At 37.0% G+C, this 16721-nt stretch carries 14 protein-coding genes; 1 reads left to right on the forward strand and 13 read right to left on the reverse strand.

The genetic code is table 11. The features are described 5' to 3' along the window. Positions 1-148 precede the first annotated feature (148 nt). Positions 149-2044 carry a sensor domain-containing diguanylate cyclase gene (locus AAFX60_005355; protein ID XDF78565.1) on the forward strand — a complete coding sequence of 632 codons (1896 nt, stop codon included), beginning with the start codon at positions 149-151 and terminating at the stop codon, positions 2042-2044. Here AAFX60_005355 and AAFX60_005360 read toward each other — a convergent pair whose 3' ends face one another. From AAFX60_005360 to AAFX60_005420, 13 genes are read right to left on the reverse strand one after another with little or no spacing between them, the layout of a single operon-like run. Beyond that, positions 2045-3004: a serine/threonine-protein kinase gene (locus tag AAFX60_005360; protein ID XDF78566.1), complete on the reverse strand. Its 960-nt coding sequence runs from the start codon at positions 3002-3004 to the stop codon at positions 2045-2047. Beyond that, positions 3001-3672 carry a PP2C family serine/threonine-protein phosphatase gene (locus AAFX60_005365; protein ID XDF78567.1) on the reverse strand — a complete coding sequence of 224 codons (672 nt, stop codon included), beginning with the start codon at positions 3670-3672 and terminating at the stop codon, positions 3001-3003. The genes AAFX60_005360 and AAFX60_005365 overlap by 4 nt, the downstream gene beginning before the upstream one ends. After that, positions 3669-4094, reverse strand: coding sequence for a type VI secretion IcmF C-terminal domain-containing protein (locus AAFX60_005370; GenBank protein ID XDF78568.1), 426 nt, complete (start codon positions 4092-4094; stop codon positions 3669-3671). Before AAFX60_005370 ends, AAFX60_005365 begins: the two co-directional genes overlap by 4 nt. A 53-nt stretch (positions 4095-4147) precedes the next feature. After that, complete coding sequence (tssM, locus tag AAFX60_005375; protein ID XDF78569.1) at positions 4148-7189, reverse strand: type VI secretion system membrane subunit TssM; 3042 nt, start codon at positions 7187-7189, stop codon at positions 4148-4150. A 10-nt stretch (positions 7190-7199) separates the two neighbouring features. Beyond that, a complete protein-coding gene (gene icmH / locus AAFX60_005380) occupies positions 7200-8033 on the reverse strand; it encodes a type IVB secretion system protein IcmH/DotU (GenBank protein ID XDF78570.1) in 834 nt (277 codons plus the stop codon). A gap of 1 nt (position 8034) precedes the next feature. Next, positions 8035-9357, reverse strand: a complete 1323-nt coding sequence (gene tssK, locus AAFX60_005385; GenBank protein ID XDF78571.1) for a type VI secretion system baseplate subunit TssK — start codon at positions 9355-9357, stop codon at positions 8035-8037. Between the two features lie 11 nt (positions 9358-9368). Next, on the reverse strand, positions 9369-9860 hold the full coding sequence (gene tssJ, locus AAFX60_005390; protein ID XDF78572.1) for a type VI secretion system lipoprotein TssJ: 492 nt from the start codon (positions 9858-9860) through the stop codon (positions 9369-9371). Between the two features lie 36 nt (positions 9861-9896). Continuing rightward, a complete protein-coding gene (gene tagH / locus AAFX60_005395; protein XDF78573.1) occupies positions 9897-11207 on the reverse strand; it encodes a type VI secretion system-associated FHA domain protein TagH in 1311 nt (436 codons plus the stop codon). Positions 11208-11210: 3 nt separating this feature from the next. Continuing rightward, the gene (locus AAFX60_005400; GenBank protein ID XDF78574.1) at positions 11211-11339 is read right to left on the reverse strand and encodes a hypothetical protein; all 129 of its coding nucleotides are present in this window, start codon (positions 11337-11339) and stop codon (positions 11211-11213) included. A gap of 2 nt (positions 11340-11341) precedes the next feature. Then, positions 11342-12910: a sigma-54 dependent transcriptional regulator gene (locus tag AAFX60_005405; GenBank protein ID XDF78575.1), complete on the reverse strand. Its 1569-nt coding sequence runs from the start codon at positions 12908-12910 to the stop codon at positions 11342-11344. A gap of 5 nt (positions 12911-12915) precedes the next feature. Beyond that, positions 12916-15498, reverse strand: a complete 2583-nt coding sequence (tssH, locus tag AAFX60_005410; protein ID XDF78576.1) for a type VI secretion system ATPase TssH — start codon at positions 15496-15498, stop codon at positions 12916-12918. Further along, positions 15495-16535, reverse strand: coding sequence for a type VI secretion system baseplate subunit TssG (gene tssG / locus AAFX60_005415; GenBank protein ID XDF78577.1), 1041 nt, complete (start codon positions 16533-16535; stop codon positions 15495-15497). The genes tssH and tssG overlap by 4 nt, the downstream gene beginning before the upstream one ends. Next, complete coding sequence (locus AAFX60_005420) at positions 16499-16720, reverse strand: type VI secretion system baseplate subunit TssF (GenBank protein ID XDF78578.1); 222 nt, start codon at positions 16718-16720, stop codon at positions 16499-16501. The genes tssG and AAFX60_005420 overlap by 37 nt, the downstream gene beginning before the upstream one ends. Position 16721 lies beyond the last annotated feature (1 nt).

The raw sequence follows: 16721 nt of genomic DNA on the forward strand, positions 1-16721 counted from the left end.
TTAATTAATTAGTCTGGATACATAATTGTCGTCAATATAACGGCGCCATTAATTGAGTTATTCATCTAAACTATTAGAGTGCGATCACTAATTTATTTTCTATATTTGATAAAATACCCATGAAAAAATTAGTTATTTATTAGGTTACATGAATCTCAAGCAAATAAAATATTTTATCGTTACATTTATATTAATCGGAGCTACTCCGATTTTTTATTTTTGGACACTATATCAAACAGAGCTGAACGCCATTCAATCTTTAAGAGAGACTGAGGCTAAGCATCAGCTAAATTATAGTCAAAATGCCATCAATGAAATCTCTTCAGAGTTATCTACTTCATTACGATTATTGTCAGACAGTCGTGCATTATTGCAGTTTATCCAATCACCATCTTTAAAAAATAGAGCATTACTTGAATCTCTATGGGCATTAACTGCAACTAACTATTCATATATCTCACAAGTGCGTTTTATTGATACCAATGGTATAGAGCAATCTCGGGTTGATGATATTAATGGTGAAATAAAAGTTACCCCTATTTACCAATTACAAGATAAGTCTAAGCGTAACTATTTTCTATATGCACAAACATTAAAGGCGGAAGAGGTTGGTACTTTTGGTATTGATCTTGAAGTAGAAAATGGAAAAGTAGTTATACCTCTTCAACCAACATTACGTATTTTTACCCCTGTAGAAGTGGCTGATGAGCGAAAAGGGTATCTGGTTTTTAATTTAGATGTTTACGAAATAATTGAAGAGATCGATTATTCGATCGATAGTCATTATAACCTAGAATTTGTTGACCTGGAGGGGTATTACCTAGCATCAAAAAATAAAGAAAAGATGTTAGGTAATCTTATAGAAGAAAGAGATAGTTTTAATTTATTGATTGAAAACCCTAATTTATGGAGAGCGATGGAAGATCGTAACATCCATAATTTCAAAGATAAGAAACATTTTTATGCATTTAATAAAATAGCATTAGGTAATGGATTTGAAGGAAGCGAACTTTATTTACTATTAACAAGTAATATTAAAGTAGATTCTTCTGGTACAGATCATAAATTAGCATTTATTCTTTATGAAACAATAATGGCTATTATCTTACTTGTTATCTTATCCGTTATTATTTCTCGATATATCGTAAAACATCGAACAACTAGCCTTGAAAGTCAATTAGCTTTAGCTGCCTTGAATGGTATGTCTTCGATTGTGATCACAGATAAGAACAACCGCATCATCAAGGTAAATGACGAGTTTACTCGAGTTAGTGGGTGGAAAGAATCTGAAGTGATCGGGCAATGTCCTTCAATCTTTCAATCTGGTGTTCATAGTGATGCATTTTATGCTGAAATGTGGCAAACAATTCAAGAAAATCAGAGTTGGGAAGGTGAAGTTGTTAATAAAAGAAAAGATGGAACCTTAATTACTGAGATATTACGAATTCAAGCGATCATGGGTATAAATGGTAAGGCTCAATACTTTATTGCTTCATTTGTTGATATTACTGCTCGAAAAGAATTAGAAAACTGCTTAAGAGAGTTGAGTGAAAAAGACATGTTGACTCAGTGCTGGAATAGAAGAAAGTTTGAAGCAGAGTTTTCAAAATTAACAAATAAGCAGCGTTTAACGCCTGAAGTAAAAATGTCTTGTTTGGCTATCATTGATATCGATTATTTTAAACGTATTAATGATCAATACGGACATGATGTCGGCGACAAAGTTATTAAAAATGTCGCTAGAATTTTGCAAACAGAAAGTCGAAGTATTGATTTTGTAGCAAGAATTGGCGGAGAAGAATTTGCTATTTTACTTCCAAATACAAGTTTGAAAGAAGCTGAAGTGATTTTAAATCGCTTAAGGGTTGCTATTCATCTTGCTGATGGTTCACAATCTGTAACCGTTAGTGGCGGTGTAACTGATATTTGTGATTGTGGAGAGGCAACTTACAAGCGTGCCGATCTTGCCTTATATGAATCAAAAACTGCTGGTCGAAATCAAATATCTTGTTTTCCATCCAGTGAAATGGATCAAATAGCATGATTATTTTTTTGAAAAAATAGATGTTACTTTCTTCATTATAGGAGTGTGATTGTCTATTTGATGATTTTTCATTTCCTTAAAGATATTTAATAGAGCTTTAAAGTTTAATTGGCGTTCACTTGGTACAGGCCTCATAGCTTGTAATAATATGTGATGTAATTTTTGCTCTTCTTTTGTTCTTTGCTTTGGTTCTTCTTCATTCAGCTGGTAAGGGTGAACTCTTAAAAGCAATTTATAGAGCAAAATAGCTACTGAATATAAGTCACTTTTTATTGTTGGCGCATTGCCTTGCAATACTTCTGGAGCGGCATAGTCGCCACTCCAAGCATGAACTTGGTTAAAGTTTATCGTGAATTTGTTTTTTTCAGGGTCTAGGTTTCGGCTGATACTAAAATCGAATAAAAATAATTCATTACTATCAGAAATAAGGATATTTCCAGGTTTTAAATCACCATGGATCACGCCTCTTTTATGGCAATGGTGTATGCAATTAATTAAGCTATATGCGTATTTCAATCTCGCATCAATGGGAATGTTTTCAAAAGGTGAATCTAATAATAGAGAGAGTAGTTCACCTTTAATAACCGGCATAATAAGAAAACCCCGTTGTGACTCATTACATACCGCCAAGTGTTGTACTGATACAATATTGGGATGATGTAAATGACTAGATTGAATATATTCATTCACAAGTAACAAATCGGCATCAGCAAAATGTGAGGCTTCACTATTTAGTACTTTTATTGCCATATGATAATTATTCAGCCCTATGCTTTTTAGCAATAAATCATCAACTTGGTACACAATACCCATACCACCAACACCAAGAACTCGTTTAATTTTATAACGCTCATTAATGACTTTTGGAAGAGGGAGAGTATTTCCTTCCTTTCGCGTTGATTCTGTATTTAATTCATCAGAGTCATCGGCAATAAAGTGATCTATATTGATATCAGTCATCTGTTGGCCTTAATCATAATGGCAGATAAATTATCATTTGCTTCTGTTAGTAATACTTGTTCTTTTAAGTGATAGCAGCCTTTGAGAGCACTTGGGAGAGCCATACATGCTTCAATCATATTGTTTGATAAGTATTTATGTACGCCATCACTGGATAGAAGAAAAGTATCTTTATGTTGTAATGGAATAATGCAATGTTCAATTGACAAATTGTGGCCCATTCCTATGGCCTGTGTGAGTGCCTCTTTCCCATTTTGTTCACGGGTGTGATCTTTCGATATCTGGTATAGCTTATTATGACGAAACAAATAACATCGAGAATCACCTGCCCATAAACAGGCGATATGACCATTATGAGCAATTAACATGCATACAGTGCTGCCAATAACAGCACTATGAGATAATGTCTTTTCTTGACTTAAATGGTGATTCACTTTTAAAAGCATTCTCTTTGCTTTATCAATTTTTTGATCTAGGCTGCCGTACAATAATTCTGAGTGGAAGGCATCCACAATCATTCCACTCGCAATTTCACCATACTCATATCCACCCATGCCATCTGCTATTATCCAGATTCCTTGCTCGGTAAAAGATAAAATCGCATCTTCGTTTTTATCTCTTACCTTGCCTTCTTCTGAAAAATGGGCCGTTTGAAATTGTTGGCTCATCCATTAATCCTTTTTGGAAGATAGAAATTCGTTAATATTTTTCTATTAAAAGGATTAGGGGTTCGATCACTATAAATAAGGTATTTGGCTTTCATTCCTTTATTTTCCAGATCTACTTTTATGACATCTTGACCTCGGTATTTATTGACTCTGAATTTGTCTAATACTCGGAAGAAAGCCCAAGGACCTGAGTTTTGTTGGTTTACGACTTTAGAGCCACTTAGATCTTGTAAAACAAAACTGACGTATTGACGCTGGTTGGTTATTGGCCACGTAAATTGTTTTTTCTGTATTGGACCATGACGGTAAGCAAATTTGTTTTTTCCGTAATAGAAAGTGGATTGCAAAGCGCTTGCATCAAGTTCAAATGGCGCAATACGGAACGAGACGTTGGCTTCTTTTCCTTTTGAACCATAAAACATACGTTGGATAGTTAACCCATAGTTATATTGGTCTAAGAATGAATCAGATAGCCCTAATGAACGTCCGTGTAAGGACTTTTGTTTGAATTTCCCTTTTGTTTATAAACAAATGAGGATAAATAGGCGTCAAAGAAATTGTCTAAAATACCGCCGTTCTGGAAGAATTCATCAAAGTCAGCAATGTTTACATCATGACTACTGTTTCTAAATGGGTATCGACCTGATAAAGCGACATCGTAATGAGTAACGACTTTATCATGGTAAACCATTTGTACATGTTTTCTTGAATGGTTCAGTATAATACCCCAAGCGTTATTTGATATTTGTTTCCACCATTGCTGTAATGGTTGGGGAAGCGTTTCTGCCATTACACGTATATCATTTAACTCATTTGGTATTCCTTGCATGCGATCGCGAGCAATCTTAAAGGCTGATGAATCAGGGTTAGGTGAGAACTTCACCATAGATAATCGTCCACTCAATTCGTTGATCACAACTAGTGCATCTTCTAATGGAATCGTTGCTTGATCTTTATCTGTGAGTAATAGGTTCAGTGGTTCAAATTGATTGCTTACCGCTTTTCTCGCACTTTGAGAGCGTTCTTCGACACTGTGTAAGCCCAGAGAGGCGACTTTCTTCAGTTTCGTATTTACAGGTAGTTTCTTAACCTGACCTGCAGTTTTTGAAGCCACTTGAGCCTTATCAACAAAGGTTGTATTTTCTTTTACTAGGTTTAAAAGTTTTAAAATTGGTTGGCTTGAACCGGTAATATTTGAAATTTGAAGAATGGCTTCATCCATATTTTTAGATGGTTTAATTTGAAGTTGATCTACCGCTTCTTTCCAATATTTAATGTAATCATGAAAATATAGGTCTTCGACATCTGCGTATAGTCCACGGATCTCATTAGCACTTAAATCACTTGATAGCCCAATAACCCAGTTTTCTTCAATCAGTTGTTTTACTTGGTCTAATCCTTTGCTTAAAAAGACAGCTTTATATCCTTTTTGCGTATATAAACCAGGAATAATGGTATTGGTGTGGATGAATAAGTTTTGGTTTGGTCCTAAATGATCACTGATTTTTATATCGCGCAGATCCATCTCTTTTGCATCTTGTTTCAGTTGTTGGTAAACCAATTCTGATGTATTTGCTTCACGTAAAAATTTACGAGATTTAGCGATTAAATTATCGTTTAGTTGAACAGGATCAAATTCAATAGCTAATAAATTTGAAAAGTGATTTTGCAGCTCTTTCTGCTCTGTTGCTGAACCACTGTATAAATACGACCAATGCAACCCCATCCATTGTTCTAGATAAGCTTTATCAAGGTGCTCATGTAGATTTAGCATCAAATATGCACGTAAAGAAGGCGTTAAGAATTCTCTATTATCTTGATTGTTTGCCACTTGGTATTCGAGTTCACTTGTTACTTTAGGAAGCAGTAAACTGAGTAAACTTCTGTGGTATGCGGCTTCTGCTGCCTTTCGTAATTTATCTCCTTGTTGGAGTCCCGCAAACTCATCTGTGAGGGTTTCACTCTCTTTTGAATACACTTGAGTTGCTGCTAATAAAGTATTTAATGTTGGCAGTAATTCAATAGAAGGAGCTAAAGGGGATAAATGGACAATCTGTTGATTATAATCGCCAGAAAGAGACAATAACTCTTGTTGTTTATGATGATTGGTTAAAAAGCTGGTTGCCCATAATGAACCAAACCCAATCACAAGAGCAAAAGAGGCTGCATAGACCGCCATGTTTTTCAGTTTTACTTGTTTCTCATATTTTTCATCCAATGTAGCGAGTTCACTGTTTGGAAAAATCACGTCTTCAAGTAATTTTCGAATAAAGAACCCACGTTGATGTTTATAAGTAGGAAGAACTCGAGAGCTGATACCAAGGTTTTGCCCAATACCTGACGTGGTTGATTCAGTCTGGGTATTTGTTGGTTCGGGTACTGACGTTAGGTATAAACCACGTAAATGAGAGGCTTGGTGATAACGGGTTTTAGTAAAGGCTAATTCAGAAAATAACGCTAAGCGTTCAGCAAGGAAGCTTAATTGGCGTGGGAATTGTAATAGTTCTGCACGTTTCATCACATCACGCTCATCGTGTAAGCGTGACATGACTTGTGAATCGATACGTAAAATGAGCTTTTCGAACTCATGTTTAATTTTATCGGCTTGCTGGCCTTCACCTTCGTTAAAAGTGACGCCAAAAACTTGGTCCATTTCTTCTCTGGATAGGGAAGAGAAGAAAGGTTCGAATCCCTCGACTTTATCCATTTTCGTTAATAAGAAATAGATAGGCATATCTGAGCTTAAATCATGTCTTAACTCTTGTAAGCGTTCACGTACATAGCGAGCTTGAACTTCGATTGCGCTTTCATCTGGAGATTGTAATGTTGTGATATCAATAGTTAGTATGACCCCATTTAATGGGCGACGGCGACGCTTATTGCGTAGAGCTTTTAAAAAATTGCCCCAAATTGGTTTACTTAACTCATTTTCATGTTGATCAAAAAAGCGTCCTGCAGCATCTAAAAGAACGGCATGGTTAGCAAAATACCATTCACAATGTTGGCTATTTTGAATGTCTCTTGTGTAATGCCCATCAGTTTGGTTTAAAGGGAAATCTAATCCTGAACACTCTAAAAGGGTTGTTTTACCACTATTTTGTGGGCCAATAACCATATACCAAGGAAGTTGATATTTAACGTTATTATTGAGTTTTCCATATAGTCCAGCACGCTTGATTGTTGCAATTGCAGCTTCAAGTTTTGTTTTTAGAATGGTGCTGTGTTCACGAATAAAAGCCATTTCAGATTGCGCAGCTTCATACGCTTCTTTATTTTCTTCTTTTTGTGCTTCTCGCTTTGCTAAGCCCCACAAAGTCAGATTGAATGCTCCCCATAGTAGTAAGCAAATGATAATTGTTAATGTTTTCCCGGTAGTCGTTTCAATTAATGGGGTATTTGCTATCGCAATATGCTTACCAAATAAACACAATAATAAGGCAATAAATAGTGTTAATAATAAGCTCCAACACCATGTCTTTTTTAATGTGTTAAGCAATGAATTAAAAAATGATTTCATCCGTAAAATCCTATAAATCAATTTGCTGAAAAGCTTGAATTACATGCTCTGATTGTTGGTCCAATACATAATAGAAACCACCGTAAATAGCACACAATGAGAAAACCACAACGCATACAATGCCAATCCAAGAGGTTTGTCTTGTGAGTTTATGGCGTTGAACTTGTTTCGGTTCCCAGTTTGGAGAGAGGCTAGCTTGCTCATCTCCTCGTAAAGAGCGAATTTGGCGATAAAGAGAATCACGAATGGCGTCTAATTCGACTAGACCTCTTGATAACACTCGATATTTACCTTCAAAACCTAAGCTCAAACATAGGTACATTAGCTCTAATAGATCTAAATACTTAGCAGGGTTTCTACTGAGTTTTTCTAATAGTAAGAAAAATTTCTCACCACCATATGTTTCGTTATGAAAGCTACTTAACATGCTTTTTGAGGCCCAGTGACTTTCTGAACCCCATGGCGTTGTTACGATGATTTCATCAACGAAAGTGCAAAGCAGGTAGCGAGATAAGGCAACATAATTACTCTCAACACCTGAGTTAATGGCTTGAAACTCGAAGGATTTTAACTCTTCAACTAATTTAGGTTTTAGTAACTCAATATCTTGGTAGCTTTCTTTTTTTAAGTCACACGTGATACAGAGTAATGAGGAAGCAGCACTGATTAGTGGGTTGTTTCCTGCAAAATTGTATTCTTCTGGTTTAATACGCGCGGCGTAGACCATGCGCTCTTGAAGCTGGTTGAATTTGGGTGCACTTGGGCTTTCAGTTAAAGTTGGGTTAACTTGATTAGGCTCTTGTGTGATAAGTACAGTACGGTCATCCATGCTACTGCTGTTCATATTAACTATTCCTTATTGCCCAAAAGAAAAGAGAAAGCTCAGGGAAATCACCTGCAATATGGAAGGCAAATCCTCCAGATTGCGTTAGTTGAGAGCGATCGTTTGAGGTTAAATCAAGGGTGAAATAACAATAATCACCATGGAAAGGGACTTGTCTTGGGGCTACAGAAAGTGAGCGACAAGTGATCCCCGGTAATTGAAGGTTTACAAGGTTGCGAATTTTTTCAACAGGTCCGACTTTTAATTGTGGTGGCAGTTGTTTTCGTAAGCTTTCAGCATCGGTATGAGAGCGAGCTGCGAGAATAAAGGTGGCTTCTTGCAATAAGCTATCATCAGAAATAGGGGCAATAAGTACACCGTGATTGCGTTTTTGTAGTGGTATCTCAAAAGCGTTTTGTTTCAATGACTGATTCAGTTGTTTACGCAAATGAAATAAGATCTGATCAAATGACTCGCCTTGTTCTTTATGATTGTATGATAATTTTAGATCTGGTCGACGATGACCTGAATCATAAGTAGACAACTCTCCTTGCAAAGATGAAAGTAATAAAAAGAGCTCCTCTGGATGGTATTGAGAGCACTTATTTAGATAGTGGAGCTGAGGCTCGTACTTATTTAATAATTGAAGTAATAAGAAGTCACCAATTTCAGAGGTCGCGTGTCCTGATTTAGTAATACGTTCGGCTAAAATATCGGCCTTATGAGTAACGAGAGTTAAGACTTCTCGTAGCGAACGATGAACAAGAGACGAGTGAACACCATTGATAAAACTCGCTTCAAAATTAGGGTTGAGTTGAATCGCACCTTCTGGAGTGACTTGTTTAATTTCACATAGTTTGATTTTAACCCAATGATTATCAATCTCTTCTTCGGTAATAATATGAAAATCCAACTCACCACAACTGATAGTCTGTAAGTTTTGTACTTGGGCATTATTATCTGAAATGGTTAAATCGTGAGAAACATAACGAGTGTTAATTTCGGTTTCTTTTTCATCGCGAGCTTCCGGACTATTGATAGTCGATAAAGAAATCGCTAAATACAGATTTAAGTTTGTTTTAGGCGCATCAGACTCCCAAACAATAGGGGTTGTTTGATGTTGAATATCAAATAGTGAACCATCGGGTAAAATACCACTAGCCTGACTGATAACGATCTTTCCAACAGATAAATGATGACTATCAAAACTCAGAGAATGGAAACCCCAATTAAACCTGTGTTGCTTCTGCGTACGTACTTGCAGTTGATTTTGATAGTAACGATCACTTTGTTGGAAATGTTGAGGCCGCAATAGCATGCCTTCTTTCCATATAACTTTTTGCATTTATCTATCCTCTAAATTCGCGCACTACTGCTTTGTGGGGCGTTCTTTTTCTTTTTCACGCGTTTTAATTTGACGATAGAAGAGTCGGTAGCGATCAATTCCACTTTTTGTGCCTCTTCGGGCTCAACTGTGTATATGTAATGCCATTTTGCATTATCTATATCTTGATAAGCGCCGATAACAGCTAAATATTGTCCTTTTTCACTGAGCTTTAATTTGATGATTTTTTTATCGCCAGGTCGTAAGATGATTTCCTCTTCTGCGATAAAATCCGCTCCTAAGGTTGATTTTGCATTATTGTATAAATCAAAAAATTCTGAGTTTTCAAAGCCAGTAATTGAAGATAACTCTAATACCCTTACCACTAGAGGCGAGGGGCGATCCGCATGATCAGGGTTAACATTTGCAGAGGCATTGAGAGTAAGCGCTACGTAAGTTGGATCTGGTGTGCTGCTGCATCCAACGAGTAACAATAGAGCTATGAAGGTAAATAATTTTTTCATAGTGAATACGTCCTTATTCTTAATTCTTTACGCTAATTACACACGAAGTGCTGCTGTGAGCATTTGTAATTGAGATTCATATTGTTTAGCAAAATCTTGCTCTAATAGTGCGTTGCGCCAGTCAGGGTCCTTGCTGATTTGTTTGTGTAGTTTGCTGTAAGCCTGCCAATATTTGGCGTCAGGTTTGCCAAATTTGCTTTGTATTCCTTCTTGTACAAAACGATATATCAGCGTTTCTGGAGAGAGTTTTTCAATCAATGCATCTAACGTATGTTGGCAAGCATCATGAATAGCCAATTGATTCGCTTGGATGTCTTTACAGCTTTGGTTGATGGCTTCAATCCCTTGTAGATACCCAGATTTATGATGAATAATGATATTGAGTGCATCGTTAACATCATGGGTGAATTTTATTGGGTTATTACCTTGGCCTTGAATCGTGGTGGCATTCGCTGTTAATTTATTTTTGATTTCAGTACGCGTACGTAGCAATTGTTGGATGCCATTTACTGAACTGCGAAGCGCTGATCCAATATCAAATAAGGTTTGTTCTGGATCTTCGAGATTAGTAAGTTCGATGCCTAATCCTTTAGATAATGCTGCTAAATAAGCCTCGTTTGAGGTTACTTGTGCATCAGGCACTTCTTTGTTTGTGATGCTATCTATTTTCTTTTTAGAGGTTGTATTGATCTTTTCCTTTGATCTTTTTGGTTGATAAGTCGGTTCCAGCTCAATCTCATCATCAAGGGAATCATTGCTAAGTTCTTCTTCATTAAATATTGGAGAAATGAATTGCTCTTTAAGTAGAACATCATCCATTTGTGTGTGAGAAGGTGTCGATTCTTCTACTTGTTTTAGAATAATTTCTTCGTCTGAATTTAATAGTTCTTCAATTGGTCCATCACTTAAAAAGCTGTCATCAGGGATCATGTCAAATACCGATGGAGATTCATCCGTACCATGGTTTGATAAAGGATCACGAGAGGCATTTGGATTTGTTTCTGGTGAGCGATAATTTGTTGGGTCTTGTAATAGACGAGCGCGTATTTTAATAAACCCCAACTCGTATACATCGCCATGTGATATTGGATGCAGTTCACCACTATTTAATGATGCTTCATCTCCGTTTAAATACGTGCCATTGGTACTGCTATCGGTAATGAAAAACTGTTCGTCTTCAAAGCTAATCGAAGCATGGACGTTTGATAATTGTCTTTTACTATCAGCAATATACCAATCGGCATTTGGACTGCGACCAATGGTGCCACCAGCCTTTTTGAAGGTAAAAGTAGGTAAGGTATCAATAGGTAAATCTTGTGATTGAATAATATCAAAAGCCAGCTCCATCTTTTATTCCTCCTCTGAAACTAACGTGGTTTGCTCTTGTGGAGCAGGGTTGCCAACAGGACGATATTCATCGTAATTGCTGCATGCCGACAGCAGTAATAGGGTTGTGATTAGTGAAAAGCGTAACAACATGCTTAATATCTCCATTCCTTGGCGGATAAATTAAATTTTCGTAATCGATAATCAAGAGAACCTTTTGATAGCTCTAAATGGTTAGCTATGGTCTGCAAGTGTCCTTGATGTTTTTCTAAATATTGCATTAAAACGTTCTTCTCAAATTGGTCTATTTGAGAAGATAAACTGCCAGTTAACGCCTGCTCTTTATTCTCTTTTGGCGTCATCATCATGATACTATTCAAGACTTTTTCTATGACAGATTTATCTAACTGTTGGCAGTCAGGCGCTTCCATACAGCAACGCTCTATGATGTTTTTTAGCTCACGAACATTCCCTGGAAATGAGTAATTATCAAGGTAGCTGATAAATTCATTGGTTAATGCGGGGGTAGCTTGATGGAGCTCTAAAGCATAATGCTTAGTAAAAAACTGACTCAATAAAGCGATGTCGCCATAACGCTCTCTAAGTGGAGGAAGAGCGATGGTAAATTGTGCTAAACGGAAATAGAGGTCTTGACGGAATTCACCTTGCTCAATTTTTTTGATTAAAGCTTGGTGTGTTGCTGCAACAACTTTGACATCAATATCGTAAAGGGTAGTTGACCCTAATGGGCGAACTTTTTTCTCTTCTAATACGCGAAGCAGCTTGGCTTGAAGTGAGCTTGGCATATCTCCAATTTCATCTAAAAATAGGATACCTTTGTCAGCGGATCGGATTAAACCAATGTAATCTCTATCTGCTCCAGTAAACGCTCCTTTTTGATAACCAAATAACTCACTTTCAAGTAGGTGCTCAGGAATAGAGGCACAGTTTTGTACGACGTATGGCTCGTTTCTTCTATTACCAAATTGATGAATAGCTTTTGCGATAAGCTCTTTACCGCTTCCTGTTTCACCAGTAACCAATACATTTCGATTAATGTGTAGCGCTTTAGATATATTAAGGCGCACCTCTTTTATCGCACTACTATCGCCAACAATATTAAAATCAGATGGGATGTGGGTTGTTGATGAATGAGGAGCAATCTTTTGATCCAATAAAGCGTAACTGTTTTTAATTGCTAGTGCGATTCGGTCAATAGCAAGTGAGTTAAGGGTATAAATTGTTTGGCGATCACTTTTTTGGTAGGTACTAAAATTGGAGAAATAAAACATGAGTACGCCTGAAATTCTTTGTTGTGAATTTCTTAATGGCATAAATTCAACTTCACCATCGGTTAGAGTGTAATACTCTGATTGTTCGAATAAAATATGCTTAATATCATCAGTACATTGACTAAAATGAAGATTAAAATTACGTCCTTCACTCATACAGAGAGTTAACGTATTAAATTCACGATAATCGGTATTAATGATGTTATTTTTGTCGTTTTTATTCTCAAAAGGCAAAGAGGTGATTTGAGGTTGATGTTTAGAGTCAGAATAACCTTCAGCCATTTTAAATAACTGTGCACCAGAAGGTTGCGATAAAAAGCAAATTACCTTTTGGGCACCACTGTGTTTTAAAATTCCAGATAACCAACATTGAGTGAATTTATTAAAGTCACTTTGTTGTTCTGAAGTAATATTCATTAATAGCTCTGGCATGATGGCTAGTCCTCAAACTCGCAAAAGACTTGGCCATTTTCATCAATACATAAAGAAATACTGGTTAATGGTTCTTTTCTAGCTAGTGCTAGCAGTATTTGGGATGAAAATGCAGGTTTTAGTTGTCCATTAATAATGGCATCAATATTTCTCGCACCGGTTTCAGTTAATGTACAACTTTGAGCAATGTGTTGAATGATTGCTTCATCATAATGAAGAGTGATTTGTTGCAATGACAGCTGTTCGGTTAATTGTTTAAGGCGAATATCTACAAGGGCTTCCATACTTTCCATATCAAGAGGGAAGAATGGGACAACGGTCATTCGTCCGACTAAGGCTGGTTTAAAGTACTGATTTAACGTTGGACGGATGGCTTTAGTTAATGCATCTGTTGTCGGTTTTTCTTCTTGATTACAAAGAGCTTCAATTTGATCAGAGGCTAAGTTTGACGTCATGATTATTAGTGTTTGTTTGAAGTTGATTTCTCTTCCTTCACCATCATTAGCTACGCCTTTATCAAAAATTTGATAGAAAAGGTTCATTATTTCAGGATCTGCTTTTTCGACTTCATCAAGTAATACAACGGAATAAGGGCGTTGACGAACAGCTTCAGTTAACACACCGCCTTCGCCATATCCAACGTAGCCAGGAGGCGAACCAATTAGACGAGATACAGTGTGTTTTTCTTGAAACTCTGACATATTGATGGTGGTGAGAAATTGTTCGCCGCCATACATTAAATCGGCAATGGCTTGAGCTGTTTGAGTTTTGCCTACACCACTTGGACCAACAAAAAGAAATACACCAGTTGGAGAATTAGGGTTGTTTAATCCTGCTGCAGTGGCTTGGATTGCTTTTTCTAAGGCGATGACGGCTTGATCTTGGCCTTTGATTTGTTCTTTTAGCTTTGATTTTATCGTAAGTACTTGAGTCGCTTGTCCACGTTGTAATGTACTCATTGGAATCCCAGTCCAATGGGATACTACCTCAGCAACCAAAGATGGGCAGGTTTCGTAATTGACTAAAGAGTGTGTATGTTGTGCATCCGATAGCGCTTGATGTATCTCTTGTTGGTTGCAAATTAATCGATGCTTTTCTTCTTCATCGTCACATTGTGCAATGTCAATTCGAGAAGTTAGCAGTGCCTCAGCTAATTCTTTTTGTGTTTGCCATTCTTGCTCTAACTGTTCAGCGTCAAGGTGGGTTTGAGACAGTTTTTCTTTCAACAGAGTGATGGTGTTTTCTTCAATATTGATCCCAGCTTGTTGATCTCTTAATACACAATCAAGCTCACGTTGAGTAATAGCAATAATATGCAATAACCTTTCTAATGACTCAGGCTTTGCTTTTAAATTGATCTTCACACGTGCACAAGCCGTATCAAGAAGATCGATTGCTTTATCAGGTAGTTGGCGACCGCTAATGTAACGTGCAGATAATTCAGCAGCGGCAATAATGGCATCATCTCTTACATAAACACCGTGGCTTTCTTCATAACGCTCTGCAAGACCACGTAAAATCGTTATGGCTTGAGTAACATTAGGTTCGTTCACTTTTACAGGTTGGAAACGTCGTGCAAGTGCAGGATCCTTTTCAATGTATTTTTTATATTCAGACCACGTTGTTGCACCTATTGTACGTAATTCACCTCGAGCAAGAGCTGGTTTTAGAAGATTGGCTGCATCATTGCTACCTGTTTGTCCACCAGCACCAATTAGAGTATGTGCTTCATCAATAAATAAGATAATAGGCGTCGGACTTTCTTGAACTGCTGTGATAACCAAATTTAAGCGACGTTCAAATTCACCTTTAATGCTTGCTCCTGCTTGAAGTAGTCCAAGATCTAAAGAGAGAAGGGCGACATTTTCAAGCATATCCGGCACTTCACCTTGAGCTATTTTTATTGCTAAACCTTCTACTAATGCCGTTTTACCAACCCCTGCTTCGCCAACAATCATTGGGTTATTTTTACGACGACGAGCTAAAATATCGATCATTTGACGAATTTCAGAATCTCGGCATAAAACAGGATCAATTTTATTATCTTTCGCCAATTGTGTGTAATTGGTTGTGTATGCATCGAGTGCATTTTGATGTTCAGCAGAGGAGTGAGAATCTCGATTCGCACAGCTGACTAAGCCTTCAACCTGTTGTTTTAATGAAGCGACAGGAATAACACTTAATTCACGGTAATAGGGGGTGTGTCCATATTTGTTTGGATGAGAAAGGAGAGTAAGCAGTAAATTTGCTGCTAGTACTTCAGAAAGTTGCATTTCTAACATGGAGAAGAGATAACTTTCTTGAAGCCATTCGATTAACGCAGTTGATAAGACAGGATGATTACTTTCAGATGAGGTACTTTTTCTTCCGTGTTGTAGCGCTTCAATTAAAACGTCAGTAGATACATTGTATTGCTGACAAGCTTTATTCCAGAAACTTTGTGGATTATTCAGTGCCGCAAGTATAAAGTCTTCACATAACACTTCATTACCGCCACGAGTGACGCATAATTGTGCGGCTTGCTCTAACGCAAGGTGTGACTCTTTATCTAATGTTTTAATTAATTGAGGTAGTTCTACGTTAATCATAATGTTTTCCCTGAAAGTGTAATACGTCCTTCATTCGGGTTTGAACCTAGCCAACTCGTCCAACCTAAACAGCATTCATTATCAACTGATAAGGTTAATGGACGGGGTTCATCTTTTTTTAAATGAAGTTGAATATCAAAATCGAGTGGATCTTTAACGGTAAATTGCACTAATTGATTGAGTGCGATCCAATTTGGTTTATCGGTTAAAAAAGAGTGGAAGTGATCCCACGTTAATTCTTTTATATGTATACGAAATTTATTTGCTCTATCTGGTGCACTACTGCCCAAAACAGAGGTGCTTGAAAGAACGGCATTGTTCTGGCCCAATTCACAGAGTTGTTGCGTTGGAATTGAGCAGTGACGAAGAATGCACTCTTCAATATGTATTGCTGAATGCTGGAAGTAGTATCGTAATAGGGCTTCGATTGTATTTGCTGATCTGACCCTTTGACTTAGTAAACCAAGGTAAGGAAATAAGCGAGACCAGTTGATTGAGTCGTCATCACGCAGTTCAGGATTTTTTAACCCAAGCAATGCAAATATATATTGTGAAAACGGATCATTAGCACCTTCTCTAAATGCTGCGTTATAGCGGTACTTTTGCCAAACACTACGAATTAAACGATGTAATCTATGATGGAAAATATCAAGAAATGACTTTAGAACGTTGTTTTCATCCTGCAGTAAATAATCATTATAAAAAGCAGGCAAGGGCGATGAAGCACCAATTAATGACAACATATTTAACGTCATAATGACTTTTGGTAGCCCATCATCATGAGTGATTACTTTAATGCTTTGAATTTCACGAGGAGCAAAACCTTGTGAAGGATTCGCTACAAATTGAATGCGGTCATAGGCCTGATCAAGATCCCATTCATCATGTTTGGTTTTTAAGTGATGACATACATGATCCAATGCCTTCATCAAGGATAAATGTCCAATATGTTCAATGGTTATTCCTAATTGAATAGGAATTTGATTTGATGTCATCGAGACTAAATTAGAGGTTGTTGCCCCATTCGTGGTAGCCATGAATAGTCTCCTCCATCAGTGCTTGTAACGTGCAATTGATTGAATGAATTCATACTGGTATAAAGCGATAAAAATTCATTAATTACAGTGGAAAATAAATACAGCTCGCCTTCACATAAAAAGTGCTTCGTGTTGAGATGAAGTTGTGTATTCATTGCTCGTACAGGAGCACCTTCGTATAACATA

Source organism: Aliivibrio fischeri, assembly GCA_038993745.2.
In the GTDB taxonomy this organism is placed as follows: domain Bacteria; phylum Pseudomonadota; class Gammaproteobacteria; order Enterobacterales; family Vibrionaceae; genus Aliivibrio; species Aliivibrio fischeri_B.

Excerpts from the sequence above, each read along its gene's own strand:
- AAFX60_005420 (XDF78578.1), bottom strand. The coding sequence starts at position 16,720 with ATGTTATACGAAGGTGCTCCTGTACGAGCAATGAATACACAACTTCAT.
- tssJ (XDF78572.1), bottom strand. The coding sequence starts at position 9,860 with ATGAAAAAATTATTTACCTTCATAGCTCTATTGTTACTCGTTGGATGC.
- tssH (XDF78576.1), bottom strand. The coding sequence starts at position 15,498 with ATGATTAACGTAGAACTACCTCAATTAATTAAAACATTAGATAAAGAG.
- tssG (XDF78577.1), bottom strand. The coding sequence starts at position 16,535 with ATGGCTACCACGAATGGGGCAACAACCTCTAATTTAGTCTCGATGACA.
- AAFX60_005355 (XDF78565.1), top strand. The coding sequence starts at position 149 with ATGAATCTCAAGCAAATAAAATATTTTATCGTTACATTTATATTAATC.
- icmH (XDF78570.1), bottom strand. The coding sequence starts at position 8,033 with ATGAACAGCAGTAGCATGGATGACCGTACTGTACTTATCACACAAGAG.
- AAFX60_005360 (XDF78566.1), bottom strand. The coding sequence starts at position 3,004 with ATGACTGATATCAATATAGATCACTTTATTGCCGATGACTCTGATGAA.
- AAFX60_005365 (XDF78567.1), bottom strand. The coding sequence starts at position 3,672 with ATGAGCCAACAATTTCAAACGGCCCATTTTTCAGAAGAAGGCAAGGTA.
- tssK (XDF78571.1), bottom strand. The coding sequence starts at position 9,357 with ATGCAAAAAGTTATATGGAAAGAAGGCATGCTATTGCGGCCTCAACAT.
- AAFX60_005405 (XDF78575.1), bottom strand. The coding sequence starts at position 12,910 with ATGCCAGAGCTATTAATGAATATTACTTCAGAACAACAAAGTGACTTT.
- tssM (XDF78569.1), bottom strand. The coding sequence starts at position 7,189 with ATGAAATCATTTTTTAATTCATTGCTTAACACATTAAAAAAGACATGG.
- AAFX60_005400 (XDF78574.1), bottom strand. The coding sequence starts at position 11,339 with ATGTTGTTACGCTTTTCACTAATCACAACCCTATTACTGCTGTCGGCA.
- tagH (XDF78573.1), bottom strand. The coding sequence starts at position 11,207 with ATGGAGCTGGCTTTTGATATTATTCAATCACAAGATTTACCTATTGAT.
- AAFX60_005370 (XDF78568.1), bottom strand. The coding sequence starts at position 4,094 with ATGTTTTATGGTTCAAAAGGAAAAGAAGCCAACGTCTCGTTCCGTATT.